We start from the raw sequence: 16,209 nt of genomic DNA, 5'->3' as shown, positions 1-16,209 counted from the left end.
TAAACTTAATTTAAAACGTGATCTTCAATGACTTTGAATACTTCTACGGCATCAATAGTTGTAGTTTCTTGTTGATTTTCATTGTTTGTAATAAGCATTGGGTAATCTTTGATATCCTCAGGAATACGCCCGTGAGACCCCTTAATTAGAGAAGCATCAATAGGTATAATATTCATGACTGTTCTAAAACCTAGTTTCTTTTTAATAAGCTTCCAAAGCACCTTGACCGTAACCAATCTATCCTTTGGATTCGTTAACATTTCCACGGGGTCATAACCTGGTTTTTTATGAATATCTACCATTCTTGCATAATCTGGTGCCTTAGCATCTTCTAACCAAAAATAATAGGTAAACCACGAATCTTTATCGGCTATGACCACTAGGTCCCCACAACGTTCATGTTGCAGGTTCGCTTTTTTAATTTCCGCTCCAGAAAGTACTTGCTCCACACCTTCTAACTGTTGAAGCATTGTTTTAATGACAGCAATATGCTCCTGATTTTTTATGTATACATGGGCAATTTGATGATCGGCAACGGCAAAGGCATCGCTTGCGCCAGCATCTAACAGTTCTAAACCGCGCTCGGTTCTAATAGTTACATACCCTTTTTTTCGTAAAACCCGATTCAGATGAATAGGACGGTGAACATTTGTAATTCCATACTCTGATAATAAAACAATGTTCGTATCCGCTTTGTCATAATAACCTACCAACTGTTGTACTACCGTATCGATTTCTTTTAAGTCTTTGTTGATGATATCAAAATCTAACCCGTAACGCTGCAGATTATAATCTAAATGAGGCAGATAAATAAATGTCAAAGTTGGGTCATGCATTTTATCCGTTTCTATAGCAGCATTGGCTATCCATTGAGAAGAATTAATAGTGGTTCTTGGACCCCAAAACTCAAATAATGGAAAGGTGCCCAAGGCATTTTGAACAGTATCTCTTAACTCCGCCGGATGCGAATAAATATCAGGTATTTTACGACCGTCCGCTAGATAATTAGGCCTGGGTGTTATACTATAATCTACGGTTGAGTACATATTGTACCACCAAAAGTGATTGGCACAGGTAAAATCAGGGTTTTTAGCTTTTAGTGCATCCCACACCTTGGGTTGTTCTACCAAGTTATTTGACTGTCGCCAAAATTTCACCTCACACTCTTTCTTAAAATACCATCCGTTACCTACAATACCGTGTTCTGAAGGCCATTTCCCAGTAAGGTACGTAGATTGGGCGGTACAAGTAACCGCAGGCAAAACAGGCTTTATATAACTAGCTTTCCCTTTTTCATAGAACGATTTAATAAAGGGCGTATGTTCTCCTATTAACCTTTTCGTAAGACCAACTACATTTATAACTACCGTTTTTTTCATACTATAAGCGGTCTTTTAACCAGTTGATCTCTCGGGTAATAGAAGGTGTCAGATCTTCTTTTAATTCAGCAGGCAAAACATCCCAAGTATAGGTCTCTATTTCTAAATGTTCTACTACTTTATTTTCTTTTAAGAAAGCTATCGTTTTTAAAATATGGTCTTGTGTAGAAAACAAAGCACCAAACTGCTCAACAAAAATGGGCACGTGAAAATGCGCCCGTAACTCATTGAAGTTGCCCCTATTTTTCAATAGAATAGGAAGATCATTATAGGTTTTTACTTTATTCCCGACTTTTTCGGTAACCTGATGTAAATAGGTAGGTTCATTAAATTGTGAAAGCAGTTCCCAAACCTTTTCATCACCTTCACCATTAAATAGGATTTTTAAAGCAGCACTAACTTGAATCTTACCTACACTTATATTTGCTAATTTAAATTTCTTAAAAGTATCCTCTGGTTCTTCATAGGCTAGCGAAAAATGACAAATGTCGTAACAGACAGTAATGTAACGTTTAACGATTTTTTCAATTTCCGAAGGTGAAACTCCTAATTCATTTTTAAGTTCTTGGATTCCTATAGGAACTAAATAGTCTGCATAAAAAGACAGTACCTCATCGCTATTCTCTAGAAGACCGTCTGGCTCTGGTTCTACATCCAAATGCAAATACTTACCCGTAGCTTGCTCAATATCATAAAGGTGTTTTGCAATCTTAATCATGTTCGTTGCACCAATTTCAAAAGCTTTCTTTTTAGCACCATTGGTTTTATGCCAATATTTATAGCTAATAGGAGACGTTGATATTCCTCCAGAATGTTCATCTGGCAATAAAGTTTTTAATTGATTAAAGAGTCTAATGGTATAGGCAACGCGGTTGTCGGTAGTCCAATCTGGTGCATGTACATTTTCTTTTACACGTTCATCATGAAAATTTCCATAAGGAAAACCGTTCATGGTAAATATATAAACATCATTTTCACTTAACCAATCTTGAAAATCGGTCATATTTGTGCCCTGGTCTAACTCTTCACTGGCTTTATTAGATAAGCGCAGTCCTAGTCCAAAGGAATCTTCAGGTGACACATCATGTTTAATTTGGGGAACATAATCCTTTAAACTTTGAAAAGTACTTTCCCAGTTCTGCCCAGGATGGATATTTGTGCAATAAGAAAGATGAAATGAATTTTCTACAAACATGACTAGTTACTTTAAAATTGCATAAGCCTTTAGTTTCTCGATGGCCTGCTTCATTATTTCTAGACTTATTTCGTGTACATCGTGCTTTTTACCAATTCCAGATATCAAGGTAATGGTTAGCTGGCCTCCTAAGTGTTCTCTAAACTCCTCAATACCTTTTAACAAGGCATCAATTTCTTCTTCTTGTATTGGAAGCGTTATATCAAAACCTATTGCCAATAGTACGTCTAAAATATGCTGTAATTCCTCTTGTGAAATTAAACCAATTAACTGTGCATAGGTAATATCTAAAGCAATACCCTTGGCAACAGCTTCTCCGTGGCGCAGCTCATAATTGGTCATGTGTTCTAATTTATGAGCCGCCCAGTGTCCAAAATCGAGCGGTCTTGAAGAACCAGATTCAAAAGGATCACCGCCTTGGGATATATGTTGCATGTGCATTTCGGCACATTTATAGATGACATACTGCATGGCATCCATTTTCCGCGCTTTTAACGCACTGGCATTTTCGGCTATGTATGCGAAAAATTCTTTATCCTTTATGAGCGCAACCTTAATTGCTTCTGCTATTCCCGAAATCCAATCGCGCTGTTCTAAGGTTTTTAAGAAATCACTATCGTTTATGATTGCGAATGGTGTAGCAAAAGTTCCTAAAAAATTCTTCTTACCAAAAGCATTGATACTATTCTTTACGCCAACAGCAGCATCATTCTGAGATAGTACCGTTGTAGGAATCCTGATTAGTTTAACTCCTCTGTGTGCAATTGCCGCGGCATAACCAACCATATCTATCACTGCGCCTCCTCCAATAACGACTACGAAAGAATGTCTGCAAATAGCATATTCATTTATACCCTTGAGTACCTGTTCAACACATTCGGTTTTATTTTTAACTTGCTCGCCCCCATCAACAAGAATACTTTGTGTATGTATTAAGTGATTTGAATTTAAATCGCAATACCGTCTTATTTGATTTACTAATTCTGGATGTGCTTCAGAAACACCGTTATCAATTATAAAAAGTAGTTTTATCGGTGCTTCCTTCTTATAACTCTTCAGAACATCTAAAAGGATACTATTGCCTATTTGAAATAACCCTTGTGTAAAAAACAACTGGTACTCATATTGCACCGAGAAAGATTGTCTAATAGGCTTCAACTCCATATATTAAGTAATAGAAAATAGTTTAGAAAGTACTAAAGATAGGGGCAAAAGTAATAAGACACCTAATCCTATATACCAATTAGAAAAACCAACGGCCCAACATGCATCCATAACCACTAAAGACAAAACCCCCGCAATAACCGACTTTTTTATATGCTCAGGAGAATTTACTCGATACGCCTTAAGCAATGGCCTAAAAATTAAAAAGATAAATAATACTAAGAAAGGTAATACCAAAAGTGCATTATCTGTACGTGTTATAATGGTAAACATAATTAATGCTGCCACTAGTACATACATTGCAGCCGATTTAAGTATATGATTTTTATTATTACCATGTACCTCTCCTTTGCTTATTAAAGTAATCGCAAATATATAGATGACAGGTATAATTGCAATCCACCAAATTACAATGGCACCCATTATTGACATTCCAAGCATAAGGTTAAGCCCTCTACAAATACCCATGTTTAAAGGGCCAAAAAAAACATCATGTTTAAAATAAGCATCGTATGTAAAGATGGTAGCTGCTAAAATAGCAGCAATTATACCGCTCATAAGCTGGACTTTGAAAGCAAAAATCAATCCTGTAACTACTAATAAGCTTCCCCACAGCACAGCTTGCCATAATGGTATTAAACCGCAAGGTATAGGTCTTTCCGGACGTTCAACAGCGTCTAATTTCGCGTCAAAAACGTCATTAAAAACAACACCACCAGCATAAAGACATATCGAGGATAGAACCAGCAGAAACAACTTTGAAGAATCATCTCCTAAAGTGACAAGATCATTGTTAATGATAAAAAACCCGCAAATAGCGGCACCGGCCAAAATATCAGCAGCAGCGGTAGGCAGATTGGCAGGTCTTGCTAAACGGGCAAAACCCATGAGTTTTTTTCTCATGCTAGGCTATTTGGTCATCATCTATTCGCGGCTTCTGTCCACGAAGAACACTATTATCGTTAAAAAGTTGGGACTGATTAATACCATTAGGATTTAACCAATGCTCCTCTTTCATTTTACCATTCTTACTAAAAGCATTTAAAGCATTTTTATAACAAGTCTTTACAACATCTTCTCTAGGAATACCACGTTTAAGCATCAATGAAGCCGTCTTTGGGACTGCTAACGGATCACTAACTCCCCAATCCGCAGAGCTATCGACAATAATATTTGTACTTCCAAATTTCCGCACCACCTCTACCATACGCTCATTTCCCATTTTTGTTTTAGGGTATATTGTAAATGCAGCAATGAAACCTCTGTCTAACACTTCTTTTACGGTCTCCTCATTATTATGGTCTATAATTACATTTGCAGGGTCTAAACCATGTTCTAAACATACCTCCATACTTTTAATAGTGCCTGCCTTTTTATCGCGATGGGGTGTGTGCACCTGAACGGTCATATCTAATTCCTTAGCCATATCTAATTGCATCCTGAAGAACTTATCCTCTGCCGGTGTTTGGTCATCATAGCCTATTTCGCCAATGGCCACCACATTTTCTTTATGTAAGTAAAGTGGTAACAATTCTATTACTTGCTCTGCTAAGGCCTCATTGTTAGCCTCTTTAGAATTTAATCCTATGGTGCAATAATGTTTAATACCAAACTGGCTTGCTCTAAAAGGTTCCCAACCCACCAGACTGCTATAGTAATCCTGAAAAGACCCTACTTGAGTCCTAGGCTGGCCTAGCCAAAAAGAAGGTTCTATGACGGCCACCACCCCAGCATTAGCCATTGCTTCATAATCGTCTGTAGTACGAGAGGTCATATGAACATGTGGATCTATTATCATCATTTTATCTTCCATAATCTAATTCTTTAAGGTATTCCAAGTTATTTCTTTTGAAGCTATTTTATCTTTTAATTGCGGATATTGATTCAGCATTTTCAAGGCCTGGTCATTTTTAGAATTAAAACAACACAATCCGCCTGCTTTGTTTTCTTGCAAATCATCACTAGAAAGCAAACGTTTCATATCCAAAAGAAGCGTGTCGTTTAAAAAACCAGTAACCGGTCGCCAAAATAAGGGGTCAATTTTTCTAGATGCAGCCCAGCGCTCATGCGCATAATCCGAAATAATACGTGTAAGATCCTTATTAGAACGTTCATCAACAGCCTGTATCATTGAGAGATTCCTTTCCATAAAAGCAGCTTTAAGATACATTTGATTCCACTGTTGATCATTAAAATACTTTCCAGGATACGGGTTATTTAAAGTTATAGCGTCAAAAACTGTAGCTATGTTAGTACGTAAGGCTTCTACAGCTGTACTTTTAAAAACTTCAGGGTTAGGTAATAAAATCAGGTATTTTAAGAAAGTCTCTAACTCTCCTGTATCGGCGACTTCTATGATACTGTTTACTTTAGGCCCAAAGTGATTCGCATCTATTTCCAATACTTTTACGAGAAGATAAATTCTTGAAATCTCTAACAAACTAGCCTTATGAGAAACGAATAGTGATACCGATTCCGAAACTTTTGAGTTTGCATCGAGTAACGCTGTTGCCTTAAATTTTGAGGCCAACAAGCTATAGGTCATAAATAAATCCTTGCTAGCCTTTGAATCTTGAATTTTAGCTATTCTTTCTGCTAGCCAAACAATTGAATCTTGACTGTCATAAGTTTTTAAAACATTGTAGATGTCATCGCTTATTTGCATGCAGTTTATTTGAATTTTACTTTCTCTCAAAAATAATTATTAAAACGCATTATGTCTTATTTTTGTGGCGTAAACCATCCTTTTAGTATACAAAGGATTGAAATTAGATAGAAATATGCTCGGCCTTAAACTACCTACAGACCCAAGATGGGTAAACATCGTTGAAAAAAATATTGACGAAATTCTTACCGACCACGCCTATTGCGAACAAAAGGCGGCTAGCACAGCCATTTCCTTGATTGTTTCTTTCCCAGAGTATACCGAACTTATAGAAGAGATGATTGCCTTATCAAGAGAGGAAATGGGTCATTTTAAAATGGTACATGATAGGATTATAGCCCGTGGAAAAACACTAGGCAGAGACCGTAAGGATGCTTATGTACTAGAACTCATAAAGTTCTTCCCAAAAGGAGGTAGCAGAACCACACAGTTGGTGCATCGACTTTTGTATGCTGCACTAATTGAAGCACGAAGTTGCGAACGCTTTAGGCTTTTGTCTGAACAGTTGGAAGATAAAGAACTGGCCGAATTCTATCACAAATTAATGGTGAGTGAAGCTTCCCACTATACGATGTTCTTGAAATTTGCACGGAAATATGGAGAATTAGAAACGGTCAATAAAAAATGGCAAGATCTTCTTGACTACGAAGCGGAAATAATGAGAAATCTGAGTACAAGGGAAACCATTCATGGCTAGGCCTCATTTTCTTTTTGACTGTAATACAGGTTCTTGATAATACCATCCGATAGTCCAATCTTTGGGACATGAATCTTTTTTACACCACTCCACTTAGCTGCGGATAAAAATATTCGCGTTGCCGGTATAATAACATCCGCTCTATCAGGATTTAATCCTAATTCGGATATACGGTCCTCATAACTTAGACTTTCCAAAAAGCGGTATTGTGCATTTAACCAAATATAGGACAAAGGCTCACCTTCCTTTCTACCAGACATTTTATGAAGTTTATTTATATTTCCGCCAGAGCCGATAATAGAAAGTTTGGCGGTATCTTTGACATTTTCAGTAATCCATTCTTTTAACTTAAACCAAGTAGATTCCTTTACTAAATCATTCAATAAACGAACGGTACCTAATTTAAAGGATTTAGATACTTTTATCTTTCCGTTAGTGAATAAGGTAAATTCCGTACTTCCCCCTCCAACATCTATATATAGATAAGATTGGTCTTCTCTGATAATTTCCTTTAAATCCGTTGAAGCAATTATCGCTGCCTCCTGTTTGCCATCTATGACCTCTACCCGTATACCTGCCTTCTCAGCAATGAGATTGATAACTTCGTTACCATTATTTGCTTCACGCATTGCAGAAGTTGCACAAGCTCTATAATTCTGTACTCCTGCTACATCCATCAAGAGTTTAAAGGCTTTCATGGTTTTTACCATACGCTCCACATTATGTTCCGAAATTTCCCCAACGGTAAAAGAATCCTCACCTAAACGCACAGGCACCCTGACAAGGGCACTTTTTCGAAACTGTGTTTTCTTTCCTTGCTCTTCTATTACATTATGGGTCAATAAACGAATTGCATTTGACCCAATATCTATAGCTGCAAACTTTTTTACTTTCAAAAGTTATTCTTTTAATTTGTCAACGTAGTAATCATAAAGTGCAAACTGCGAGCGTACTTTTTTCTTGTTGTTATTTCGGTATGCATTGTCTTGAGCTTCATTGAAAACTCTTGCTTTTACATTATCTTCCCAAGATATCTCAAATGTATCAATCAATTCCTGCTTAATATCCTCATCATAAATAGGACAACCAACCTCTACCCTATTCTCTAAATTACGGGTCATGAAATCTGCTGATGATATATAGACTTTTGTATCACCATCATTACAGAAAATGAACATTCTGGGGTGTTCTAGAAATTTATCCACAACACTAATTGCCTCTATATTTTCGCTCATACCCTTGATGCCAGGAATTAAACAGCAAATACCACGAACAATCAACTGTATCTTAACCCCCGCATTACTTGCCTTGTACAATCTATCTATCATACTATATGAAGTAAAGCTGTTCATCTTTATTTTGATGAATGCCTCTTTACCCTGATTAGCATTTTCGATTTCCTGATCTATCAAACTCTTGAACACTTTAGTTGTGTAATGCGGAGATACGATCAAATGCCTGTATTTATTTATTTTATAGGTAGTTTCAAAAAAGTCAAAAACTTTATTTAGCTCTTTCAAAATTGGTTCATGAGCAGTAAATAGGGTGTAGTCGGTATAAATTTTTGCCGTGGATTCGTTAAAATTACCCGTACTAATAAATCCGTACCGCTTCATTTGACCCTCTTCCTCGCGTTCAATAAGGCAAATTTTACTATGTACTTTAAGCCCCGGAACACCAAAAATGAGTTTTACACCCTCTGCCTGAAGCTCCTCTGCATATCTGATATTTGCGTGCTCATCAAACCTAGCACGTAACTCTATTTGTAAGGTAACTTGTTTACCATTCTTCACTGCATTTGATAAACATGCCGCTACTTGGGAATCATTGGCCAATCTATACACCGTAATTTTAATGGTCTTGACCTTTGGGTCCAATGCCGCTTCCCTTAAAAATTTAAGCACGTAAGAAAAAGTATGGTACGGAGTGTACTGTAAATAGTCCTTATCGGCTATTTTTTCCAATAGACTGCCTTCCAAGCTTAATCCCTTTACAGGTAATGGTGTAATTTTATCGTATAACAAATCTTGCCTTCCAAGACTTGGAAAACTTAGGTAATCCCTTTTATTGTGGTACCTACCGCCTGGAATAACACTATCAGTATCTTCAACGTTCATCTTCTCCTTCAAGAAGTTTAGCGTATCCTTGCCTATTTGCTTATCATAAACAAAGCGCACGGGATCACTGATTTTTCGATGTTCTACACTAGAGTATATCTTTTCGATAAAGCTTTTACTCAAATCATTGTCGATATCCAGTTCTGCATCCCTGGTAATCTTAATCATGTGTGCCGATATAGAACTATAATCGAACATCGTGAAAATACTATCCATACAGAACCGGATAACATCATCCAACATAATTACAAAATCCTTTTCTCCCTCTTTTGGTAACACTACAAAACGCTCAATACCTTTGGGAATCTCTATAAGCGCAAACCTTTTCTCTACTTTTCTTGAAGTCTCCCTTGTTCTGTCATCTGGTTTCAATAACATTCGAATAGCCAGATAAGCGGCGGTATCCTTCAAGGTAGGAAATTCAGCATAATCGCTTAATATAATCGAAGTAAGTTGCGGACTTACATTTTGTAAAAAGTACTTCTTTACGAATTCCTCTTGTGAAGCTGATAATTCCGTTTCTGTGATTAAAAAAACATTTTGTTCCTCTAATTCATTTTCGATATCCCTAATGATATCAATACTTTTTGCCTGTTGCTTGATAACGATTTTTGTAATCTCCTCTAGCAAGTCTTTAGCAACCTCTCCTCCTAAAACGCTTTTTCCTTTTTTACCTGCCTCTACAATACGTTTCACTGTAGCATAACGCACCTTGAAAAATTCATCCAAATTATTAGAGAAAATACCTGCAAATCGCAAGCGTTCTATTAATGGCACATTTTTATCCGCACTCTCTTGTAGTACGCGCTCGTTAAATCTAAGCCAGCTAATCTCCCTGTTTATATATTGGTTCTTGTTCTTCATCATTTCTTTAACTGCTTTGGAAAAATGGTTTGTATGGTTGTTCCTTTAGAAAGCGATGCCCAAGATTCCACGTCTACTTGTAGATGCACAAACCCTGCGGTCGGCACGTTTTCTATATGTTGGCTTCCTAATGAATTAGCAATATGGGTAAAAGCATGGTTATGACCAAATATCAAAACTGTACTTAATTCATTCGGAAGATTTTTAATAAAATCTATAACGTAATTACCAGAAAAATCATAAAGTTCGGGGACTACCTCAAACTTATCAAGTGGAAACCTTAGCTCGCGCAAACTTATCATAGCGGTATGTAAGGCCCTATTTGCCGGACTCGAAAATACATAGTCTATATGAAATGCTTTCAGCGCCAATTCCTGTGCAACCAGCTTTGTATCTGATATTCCTCTTTGCAGCAACGCCCTATCTTCATCACTAACATTTAGTTCCCAAGAGGATTTTCCATGACGCATTAACAATAGATTCTTCATTTATTTTTCAATTAAGGCGCCAAGCGCTCTATTCTCCAATTTAAATCCTTCAGAAGCGTATAACGTATCCTATCGTGCAATCTATTTGGCCTGCCTTGCCAAAATTCTATGGACACCGGTTTTACGATATAGCCTCCCCAATTATCCGGTCTTTGAATTTCTTTGCCTTTATACTCAGATTCCAAGGCCTTTAATTTTTGTTCTAAAACTTCCCTAGAACCGATAACACTGCTTTGATTGGATACTATTGCTCCCAGCTGACTCCCTTCTGGTCTAGACTCAAAATAACCATCGGAGAGGTTTGTAGGAATCTTTTCCGCATTACCCTTTACAATTATCTGTCTTTCCAAATTGGGCCAAAAAAAAGACAAACACAACTTAGGGTCTGCACTTATTGCTTTACCCTTTTCACTTTCATAATTGGTGTAGAAAATAAAGCCCTCGTGATTATATTTCTTAAGCAATACTACCCTACTCTTAGGAAAACCATCTAAACCAAGTGTGGATACGGTCATGGCATTGGGTTCATCTAGCCCGCCAGATTGTTCTGCTTCATAAAACCATGTCTGAAATAGTTGCATGGGGTTATCGGATATACTATCCTCTAACAATTCACTTTTTTCGTATGACTTTCTATAATTACCTAGATTTTTCTGCATCTTTAGAACTTATAAGTAAGATACTCAAAGTTGAGGAAAAGAAGTGACAATTTAAAGTGTGAATTTTGCTTTTATCAAAAATTTAATGAAAGAAAATAAACAAGAGGTTAAAACTGAAAGATCTTCCCGTCTTCGGCGAGTTCTACAACTGGAAATACCAATTTGGCTTCCTCTTTAAACAAATCAATACTTTTATACCTCGTGGAGTAATGCCCCAAAATAAGGGTTTTTACCGAGGCTAATTTAGCAATGGTAGCGGCTTCCTTTGCTGTGGTGTGCTTTGTTTTTAGGGCTAACTTTGCTTCAGACTCCAGAAAAGTAGATTCATGATAAAGAATGTCTACATTTTTTATTTGAGGAACAATGCTTGGTTTGAAGACCGTATCACTGCAGAACGCGTATGATCTAGGCTTGTTAGGGTCTGTAGAGAGTTTGTTGTTAGGAATGAGTTCTCCAGTTCTAGAGACCGCATCCTTACCTAATTTTATATTCCTATAATAAGCCTTGTCAATCCCGTATTTCCCCACGGCAGCGATATCTAATTTACGCTCACCCAACTTTTCCCTAAAAAGATATCCGTTGGTATAAATTCTATGCTCTAAAGGTATCGTCGCGACGCTAACCTTGTCATCTTCATAGATTATCTCACTATCGTTGGAGGTCAGTTCGTGAAAATACAAATGATAATTTGTCCATGAATCTCCTAATTTCAACAATAAGGTAATCGCGTCTTTTATACCTTTAGGACCATATACATGCATTTCTTTGTCTCTACCTAAAAGACGAAAAGTAGAAATGAGCCCAGGAAGGCCAAAAAAGTGATCTCCATGAAGGTGTGAAATAAAAATATGATTTATTCGCGAAAACTTGATTTTATGTTTACGAAGCTGTACCTGAGTCCCCTCTCCACAATCAATCAAAAACATATGGTTCTTAATTTCAAGAACTTGGGCCGTAGGATTTGTTAGTGTTCTAGGGGTGGCGGCATAGCAACCGAGTATAGTGAGCTTCACAGGCCTAAATCTCGTTCAATTTCTTCCATTTCAATAATATCCTTAGCCTCTTGTATGGTAGGAGCTACTATAATTTCTTCGGGAACTTCATCATAAGAAACCTTATCTGTTACTATGACAAAAGATTTTCCATTTTCCTTATGCTTTTTTGAAACTTGCAAAAACTCTAGTACATCTCCCGTAGTTAATTTTTCAAAAGAGAAAAGGTTCAAAATCAAATTATCATTCGCTACTTTGTCGTATTGTTTTTCCAGGTTTTCCAAAAACATAGCTATTGAAATCTTTTCCTGATATACGATTGCTATATTTCCCTCTTTATCAAAAATCATAGGTCTATTGTTTTATTTTAGAAGCCAATAGATAGATTACCGCCATACGAATAGCAACGCCGTTTTCTACTTGGTTCAATATTATGGACTGTTTTGAATCCGCAACATCACTAGTGATTTCAACCCCTCTGTTTATTGGACCTGGATGCATAATTACAATTTCCTTGTCCAAACTATCTAGCAGTGTCCTATTTACACCAAACTGTTGCGTGTATTCTCTAGTTGTAGGGAAATAGCTAATATCTAAACGTTCGTTCTGTATCCGCAGTATATTAGCAACATCGCACCATTGCAATGCTTTCCTTAAATCTGTTTCCACACCAACACCGAGAGATTCGATATATTTAGGTATAAGTGTTTTTGGGCCACAAACTTTCACATTTGCACCTTGTAATTTTAATGCGAAAATATTGGACAGTGCCACTCGGGAATGAAGGATATCCCCAACTATAAGAACGTTTTTGTTAGCCACATCACCTAGCCTTTCCCTAATCGAAAAAGAATCTAACAATGCCTGTGTAGGGTGCTCATGGGCCCCATCCCCGGCATTAATGATTGCGGCTTTTACATGCTTAGAAAGAAAAATTCCCGCTCCGGGGTTGGGATGGCGCATGACTACCATATCCACTTTCATGGACAAAATATTATTGACCGTATCTATTAATGTTTCTCCTTTTTTAACTGACGATTGGCTGGCTGAGAAGTTTAATACATCAGCTGAAAGTCTTTTTTCTGCTAATTCAAAAGATAGCTTTGTTCGCGTACTATTTTCAAAAAATATGTTAGCGATAGTAATATCTCTTAAAGAGGGCACTTTCTTTATGGATCGGTTAATTACTTCCTTAAAATGGTCGGCAGTTTCAAAAATGAGTTGAATATCTGACTCATTCAAATATTTAATACCTAATAAGTGATTTACACTCAGTTCGCTCATCTTACCTGTTCATCAAATAAATTACATCCTCACCGTCATTCTCCTTCCACATTACTTTTACTTTTTCATCATCTATAGCATCTACCTGTCTTCCCCTATAGTTGGGCTGTATAGGTAAATGACGGCTAAACCTTCTATCTATCAAGGTTAGAAGTTCTACTTCAGATGGTCTTCCAAAAGATTGTAGTGCCGTTAGCGCAGCGTTTATACTTCTTCCGGTATATAGCACATCATCGATTAAAACCACTTTTTTATCTTCAACCAGAAAATTAATTTTGGTTTTAGTAGCCTCAAGTGTTTTATCTCCCCTTCTAAAATCATCGCGAAAAAAAGTAGTGTCCAAAAACCCAAGATTAATATGTTTTACCCCATATTCCTCCTTTAATATTTTACATAGTCTATTGGCCACAAAAATACCTCTTGGTTGAATACCAATAAGTGCCGTATTTTCAAAATCTAAATGGTTTTCAAGAAGTTGGCAAGCCAAACGATGAAGAATGATGTTTATTTCTTTTGAGGAAAGTAGTACTTTTTGACTCATAGATGACCGCAAAACTTTGCTAAAACAAAAATAGACAATTCTATTAAATAATCTTTGACCTTGGCCCTAAAGAAAAAGCCTCAATTAAATAATTGAGGCTTTTGGTATTATGTTAGATAAATTTAAGTTGCTTATTTCTTTTTCTTAGAATCAGCTTCCATTTTATCTTTTAACGCTTGTAGTGCATCGTTAGCATCTCCTAATGTAGGTTTAGCCTCATCTGCGGCAGCAGCTTGTCTTTTAACAGCAGCTTTTACATTGCGTTTCTCTTCTTCTCTAAAGATTGCGGTATGACTTGCAACAACTCGTTTGAAGTCTTTGTTGAATTCAATGATCTTGAATTCAGCTTCTTCTCCCTTGCCTAGTTTTTTACCATCTTCTTTCTCTAAATGACGTTGCGGAATAAATGCCGTAATATCATCATTGAATTCTATAGTAGCTCCTTTGTCAACAATTTCTGTAATTGCTGCTTTATGAACTGTATCCAAAGCGAATTCAGTTTCGTACTTATCCCAAGGGTTTTCAGTAGTTTGCTTATGACCAAGGCTTAACTTGCGCCCCTCCACATCTAACTCTAATACCTCAACTTCCAAAGTATCACCAACGTTTGTAAATTCTGATGGGTGCTTTATTTTCTTAGTCCAAGAAAGGTCAGATATGTATATTAATCCGTCTATTCCTTCTTCTAATTCTACAAAAACACCAAAGTTGGTAAAGTTTCTAACGATACCTTTATGTGTAGAACCTACAGGGTATTTGGTAGTAATATCTGTCCAAGGGTCTGGCGTCAATTGCTTAATACCTAAAGACATCTTACGATCTTCACGATCTAAAGTAAGTACTACAGCTTCTACCTCATCTCCTACTTTTACGAAATCTTGAGCGGAACGCAAGTGCGTAGACCAAGACATTTCAGAAACGTGGATAAGACCTTCAACACCTTCAACAACTTCGATGAATGCGCCGTAATCTGCTATAACAACTACTTTACCTTTTACTTTATCACCAATCTTAATTTCGTCAGATAAAGCTTCCCAAGGATGCTTCTCTAATTGTTTAAGACCTAATTGAATTCTAGATTTGTTTTCATCAAAATCAAGAATTACAACATTTAATTTCTGGTCTAGTTCAACAACCTCGTTCGGGTGGTTAATTCTACTCCAAGAAAGGTCTGTTATGTGTACGAGACCATCAACACCACCAAGATCAATAAAGACACCGTAAGAAGTAATGTTCTTAACCACACCTTCTAATACTTGTCCTTTTTCTAACTGGCTAATGATTTCTTTCTTCTGCTCTTCAATATCTGCCTCGATTAGGGCTTTATGCGAAACAACAACATTCTTAAATTCGTGGTTTATTTTCACCACCTTAAATTCCATTGTTTTGTTTACATATTGGTCGTAATCACGGATTGGTTTTACGTCGATTTGAGAACCTGGCAAGAAAGCCTCAATTCCGAAAACATCAACGATCATACCTCCCTTAGTTCTACACTTTACAAAACCACTAACGATTTCTTCTTTGTCATGAGCCGCATTTACACGGTCCCAAGCCATAATCGTACGCGCCTTTCTGTGCGATAATACCAATTGACCGCTTTTATCTTCACGGATATCAATAAGTACTTCTACCTTATCACCTACTTTTAAATCTGGGTTGTAACGGAATTCATTTAAAGAAATAACGCCTTCTGATTTAGCGTTGATATCAATAATTGCTTCTCTATCCGTAATATAAACAACAGTTCCCGTAACCACTTCCTCATCGGCAGTGTCTACAAAATTCTCTGCCACTAATTCTTCAAATTCCTTTAATTTAGAATCTTCAACACGCTCAATTCCTTGCTCGTATTTTTCCCAATTAAAGTTTTCTAAAAATTCTTGTGGATCTTGTTTTGGTGTCTCCACCACTTTTTCTTGTGCAACCTCAGCAGTTTCTACTGCCTCAGCTTGTGTTTTTTCTTCAGCCATTTGCTGATTATTAATTTGTATTCTGTATCTTTTTAAAGAGCTAAACAACAAATACAGAAGTTGTTATATGAATATTTTAATTTTCCTTTTCCGCTCTTAACTATGTTGTAAAAAAGGTGTGCAAAAATACAATTAAAATATGTTTATACCAATAATCCTATGAATAGATAAAGAACTTTTTAAGGATTAAC

Annotated in this window: 16 protein-coding genes; 1 reads left to right on the top strand and 15 read right to left on the bottom strand. The window is 36.7% G+C overall.

Going from position 1 to position 16,209, the window contains the following annotated elements:
- Positions 1 to 5: 5 nt before the first annotated feature.
- From SJY09_RS02190 to SJY09_RS02165, 6 genes are read right to left on the bottom strand one after another with little or no spacing between them, the layout of a single operon-like run.
- The gene (locus SJY09_RS02190; RefSeq protein ID WP_396637332.1) at positions 6 to 1,379 is read right to left on the bottom strand and encodes an alkaline phosphatase family protein; all 1,374 of its coding nucleotides are present in this window, start codon (positions 1,377 to 1,379) and stop codon (positions 6 to 8) included.
- 1 nt (position 1,380) lies between these two features.
- The gene (gene eboE / locus SJY09_RS02185; protein ID WP_396637331.1) at positions 1,381 to 2,574 is read right to left on the bottom strand and encodes a metabolite traffic protein EboE; all 1,194 of its coding nucleotides are present in this window, start codon (positions 2,572 to 2,574) and stop codon (positions 1,381 to 1,383) included.
- A gap of 6 nt (positions 2,575 to 2,580) precedes the next feature.
- Positions 2,581 to 3,738: a 3-dehydroquinate synthase gene (locus tag SJY09_RS02180; RefSeq protein ID WP_396637330.1), complete on the bottom strand. Its 1,158-nt coding sequence runs from the start codon at positions 3,736 to 3,738 to the stop codon at positions 2,581 to 2,583.
- 3 nt (positions 3,739 to 3,741) lie between these two features.
- Positions 3,742 to 4,641: a UbiA-like protein EboC gene (eboC, locus tag SJY09_RS02175; RefSeq protein ID WP_396637329.1), complete on the bottom strand. Its 900-nt coding sequence runs from the start codon at positions 4,639 to 4,641 to the stop codon at positions 3,742 to 3,744.
- Between the two features lies 1 nt (position 4,642).
- Complete coding sequence (locus SJY09_RS02170) at positions 4,643 to 5,551, bottom strand: TatD family hydrolase (protein WP_396637328.1); 909 nt, start codon at positions 5,549 to 5,551, stop codon at positions 4,643 to 4,645.
- Between the two features lie 3 nt (positions 5,552 to 5,554).
- The gene (locus tag SJY09_RS02165; protein ID WP_396637327.1) at positions 5,555 to 6,403 is read right to left on the bottom strand and encodes an EboA domain-containing protein; all 849 of its coding nucleotides are present in this window, start codon (positions 6,401 to 6,403) and stop codon (positions 5,555 to 5,557) included.
- 115 nt (positions 6,404 to 6,518) lie between these two features.
- Here SJY09_RS02165 and SJY09_RS02160 point away from each other — a divergent pair, with 115 nt between their 5' ends.
- Positions 6,519 to 7,100 (top strand): tRNA-(ms[2]io[6]A)-hydroxylase, encoded by a 582-nt coding sequence (locus SJY09_RS02160; protein WP_396638587.1) that lies wholly within the window; start codon positions 6,519 to 6,521, stop codon positions 7,098 to 7,100.
- On the opposite strand, the gene SJY09_RS02155 is transcribed toward SJY09_RS02160, so the two are convergent.
- The 9 genes from SJY09_RS02155 to rpsA form a co-directional block, all read right to left on the bottom strand.
- The gene (locus SJY09_RS02155; RefSeq protein WP_396637326.1) at positions 7,097 to 7,996 is read right to left on the bottom strand and encodes a Ppx/GppA phosphatase family protein; all 900 of its coding nucleotides are present in this window, start codon (positions 7,994 to 7,996) and stop codon (positions 7,097 to 7,099) included. The genes SJY09_RS02160 and SJY09_RS02155 overlap by 4 nt on opposite strands.
- A 3-nt stretch (positions 7,997 to 7,999) precedes the next feature.
- The gene (gene ppk1 / locus SJY09_RS02150) at positions 8,000 to 10,084 is read right to left on the bottom strand and encodes a polyphosphate kinase 1 (protein WP_396637325.1); all 2,085 of its coding nucleotides are present in this window, start codon (positions 10,082 to 10,084) and stop codon (positions 8,000 to 8,002) included.
- Positions 10,081 to 10,569 carry a SixA phosphatase family protein gene (locus tag SJY09_RS02145; RefSeq protein WP_396637324.1) on the bottom strand — a complete coding sequence of 163 codons (489 nt, stop codon included), beginning with the start codon at positions 10,567 to 10,569 and terminating at the stop codon, positions 10,081 to 10,083. Before SJY09_RS02145 ends, ppk1 begins: the two co-directional genes overlap by 4 nt.
- Before the next feature lie 11 nt (positions 10,570 to 10,580).
- Entirely contained in the window at positions 10,581 to 11,228 is a 648-nt protein-coding gene (gene pdxH, locus SJY09_RS02140; protein WP_396637323.1) for a pyridoxamine 5'-phosphate oxidase, read from the bottom strand.
- A 107-nt stretch (positions 11,229 to 11,335) separates the two neighbouring features.
- Positions 11,336 to 12,241, bottom strand: coding sequence for a ribonuclease Z (locus SJY09_RS02135; protein ID WP_396637322.1), 906 nt, complete (start codon positions 12,239 to 12,241; stop codon positions 11,336 to 11,338).
- Entirely contained in the window at positions 12,238 to 12,570 is a 333-nt protein-coding gene (locus tag SJY09_RS02130; RefSeq protein WP_396637321.1) for a ribonuclease Z, read from the bottom strand. Before SJY09_RS02130 ends, SJY09_RS02135 begins: the two co-directional genes overlap by 4 nt.
- Positions 12,571 to 12,574: 4 nt before the next feature.
- Positions 12,575 to 13,504 carry an aspartate carbamoyltransferase catalytic subunit gene (locus tag SJY09_RS02125; protein WP_396637320.1) on the bottom strand — a complete coding sequence of 310 codons (930 nt, stop codon included), beginning with the start codon at positions 13,502 to 13,504 and terminating at the stop codon, positions 12,575 to 12,577.
- 1 nt (position 13,505) lies between these two features.
- A complete protein-coding gene (gene pyrR / locus SJY09_RS02120) occupies positions 13,506 to 14,045 on the bottom strand; it encodes a bifunctional pyr operon transcriptional regulator/uracil phosphoribosyltransferase PyrR (RefSeq protein WP_396637319.1) in 540 nt (179 codons plus the stop codon).
- A gap of 131 nt (positions 14,046 to 14,176) precedes the next feature.
- Positions 14,177 to 16,018: a 30S ribosomal protein S1 gene (rpsA, locus tag SJY09_RS02115; RefSeq protein ID WP_396637318.1), complete on the bottom strand. Its 1,842-nt coding sequence runs from the start codon at positions 16,016 to 16,018 to the stop codon at positions 14,177 to 14,179.
- Positions 16,019 to 16,209 lie beyond the last annotated feature (191 nt).

It is taken from the genome of Maribacter sp. R77961 (genome assembly GCF_044594925.1).
In the GTDB taxonomy this organism is placed as follows: domain Bacteria; phylum Bacteroidota; class Bacteroidia; order Flavobacteriales; family Flavobacteriaceae; genus Maribacter.
The sequence above is the reverse complement of the archived record's forward strand: the minus strand, read 5'-3'. Positions and strand labels throughout refer to the sequence as shown.

Coding starts and splice junctions, on each gene's coding strand:
- SJY09_RS02190 (WP_396637332.1), bottom strand. CDS start 1,379: ATGAAAAAAACGGTAGTTATAAATGTAGTTGGTCTTACGAAAAGGTTA.
- eboE (WP_396637331.1), bottom strand. CDS start 2,574: ATGTTTGTAGAAAATTCATTTCATCTTTCTTATTGCACAAATATCCAT.
- SJY09_RS02180 (WP_396637330.1), bottom strand. CDS start 3,738: ATGGAGTTGAAGCCTATTAGACAATCTTTCTCGGTGCAATATGAGTAC.
- eboC (WP_396637329.1), bottom strand. CDS start 4,641: ATGAGAAAAAAACTCATGGGTTTTGCCCGTTTAGCAAGACCTGCCAAT.
- SJY09_RS02170 (WP_396637328.1), bottom strand. CDS start 5,551: ATGGAAGATAAAATGATGATAATAGATCCACATGTTCATATGACCTCT.
- SJY09_RS02165 (WP_396637327.1), bottom strand. CDS start 6,403: ATGCAAATAAGCGATGACATCTACAATGTTTTAAAAACTTATGACAGT.
- SJY09_RS02160 (WP_396638587.1), top strand. CDS start 6,519: ATGCTCGGCCTTAAACTACCTACAGACCCAAGATGGGTAAACATCGTT.
- ppk1 (WP_396637325.1), bottom strand. CDS start 10,084: ATGATGAAGAACAAGAACCAATATATAAACAGGGAGATTAGCTGGCTT.
- SJY09_RS02145 (WP_396637324.1), bottom strand. CDS start 10,569: ATGAAGAATCTATTGTTAATGCGTCATGGAAAATCCTCTTGGGAACTA.
- pdxH (WP_396637323.1), bottom strand. CDS start 11,228: ATGCAGAAAAATCTAGGTAATTATAGAAAGTCATACGAAAAAAGTGAA.
- SJY09_RS02130 (WP_396637321.1), bottom strand. CDS start 12,570: ATGATTTTTGATAAAGAGGGAAATATAGCAATCGTATATCAGGAAAAG.
- SJY09_RS02125 (WP_396637320.1), bottom strand. CDS start 13,504: ATGAGCGAACTGAGTGTAAATCACTTATTAGGTATTAAATATTTGAAT.
- pyrR (WP_396637319.1), bottom strand. CDS start 14,045: ATGAGTCAAAAAGTACTACTTTCCTCAAAAGAAATAAACATCATTCTT.
- rpsA (WP_396637318.1), bottom strand. CDS start 16,018: ATGGCTGAAGAAAAAACACAAGCTGAGGCAGTAGAAACTGCTGAGGTT.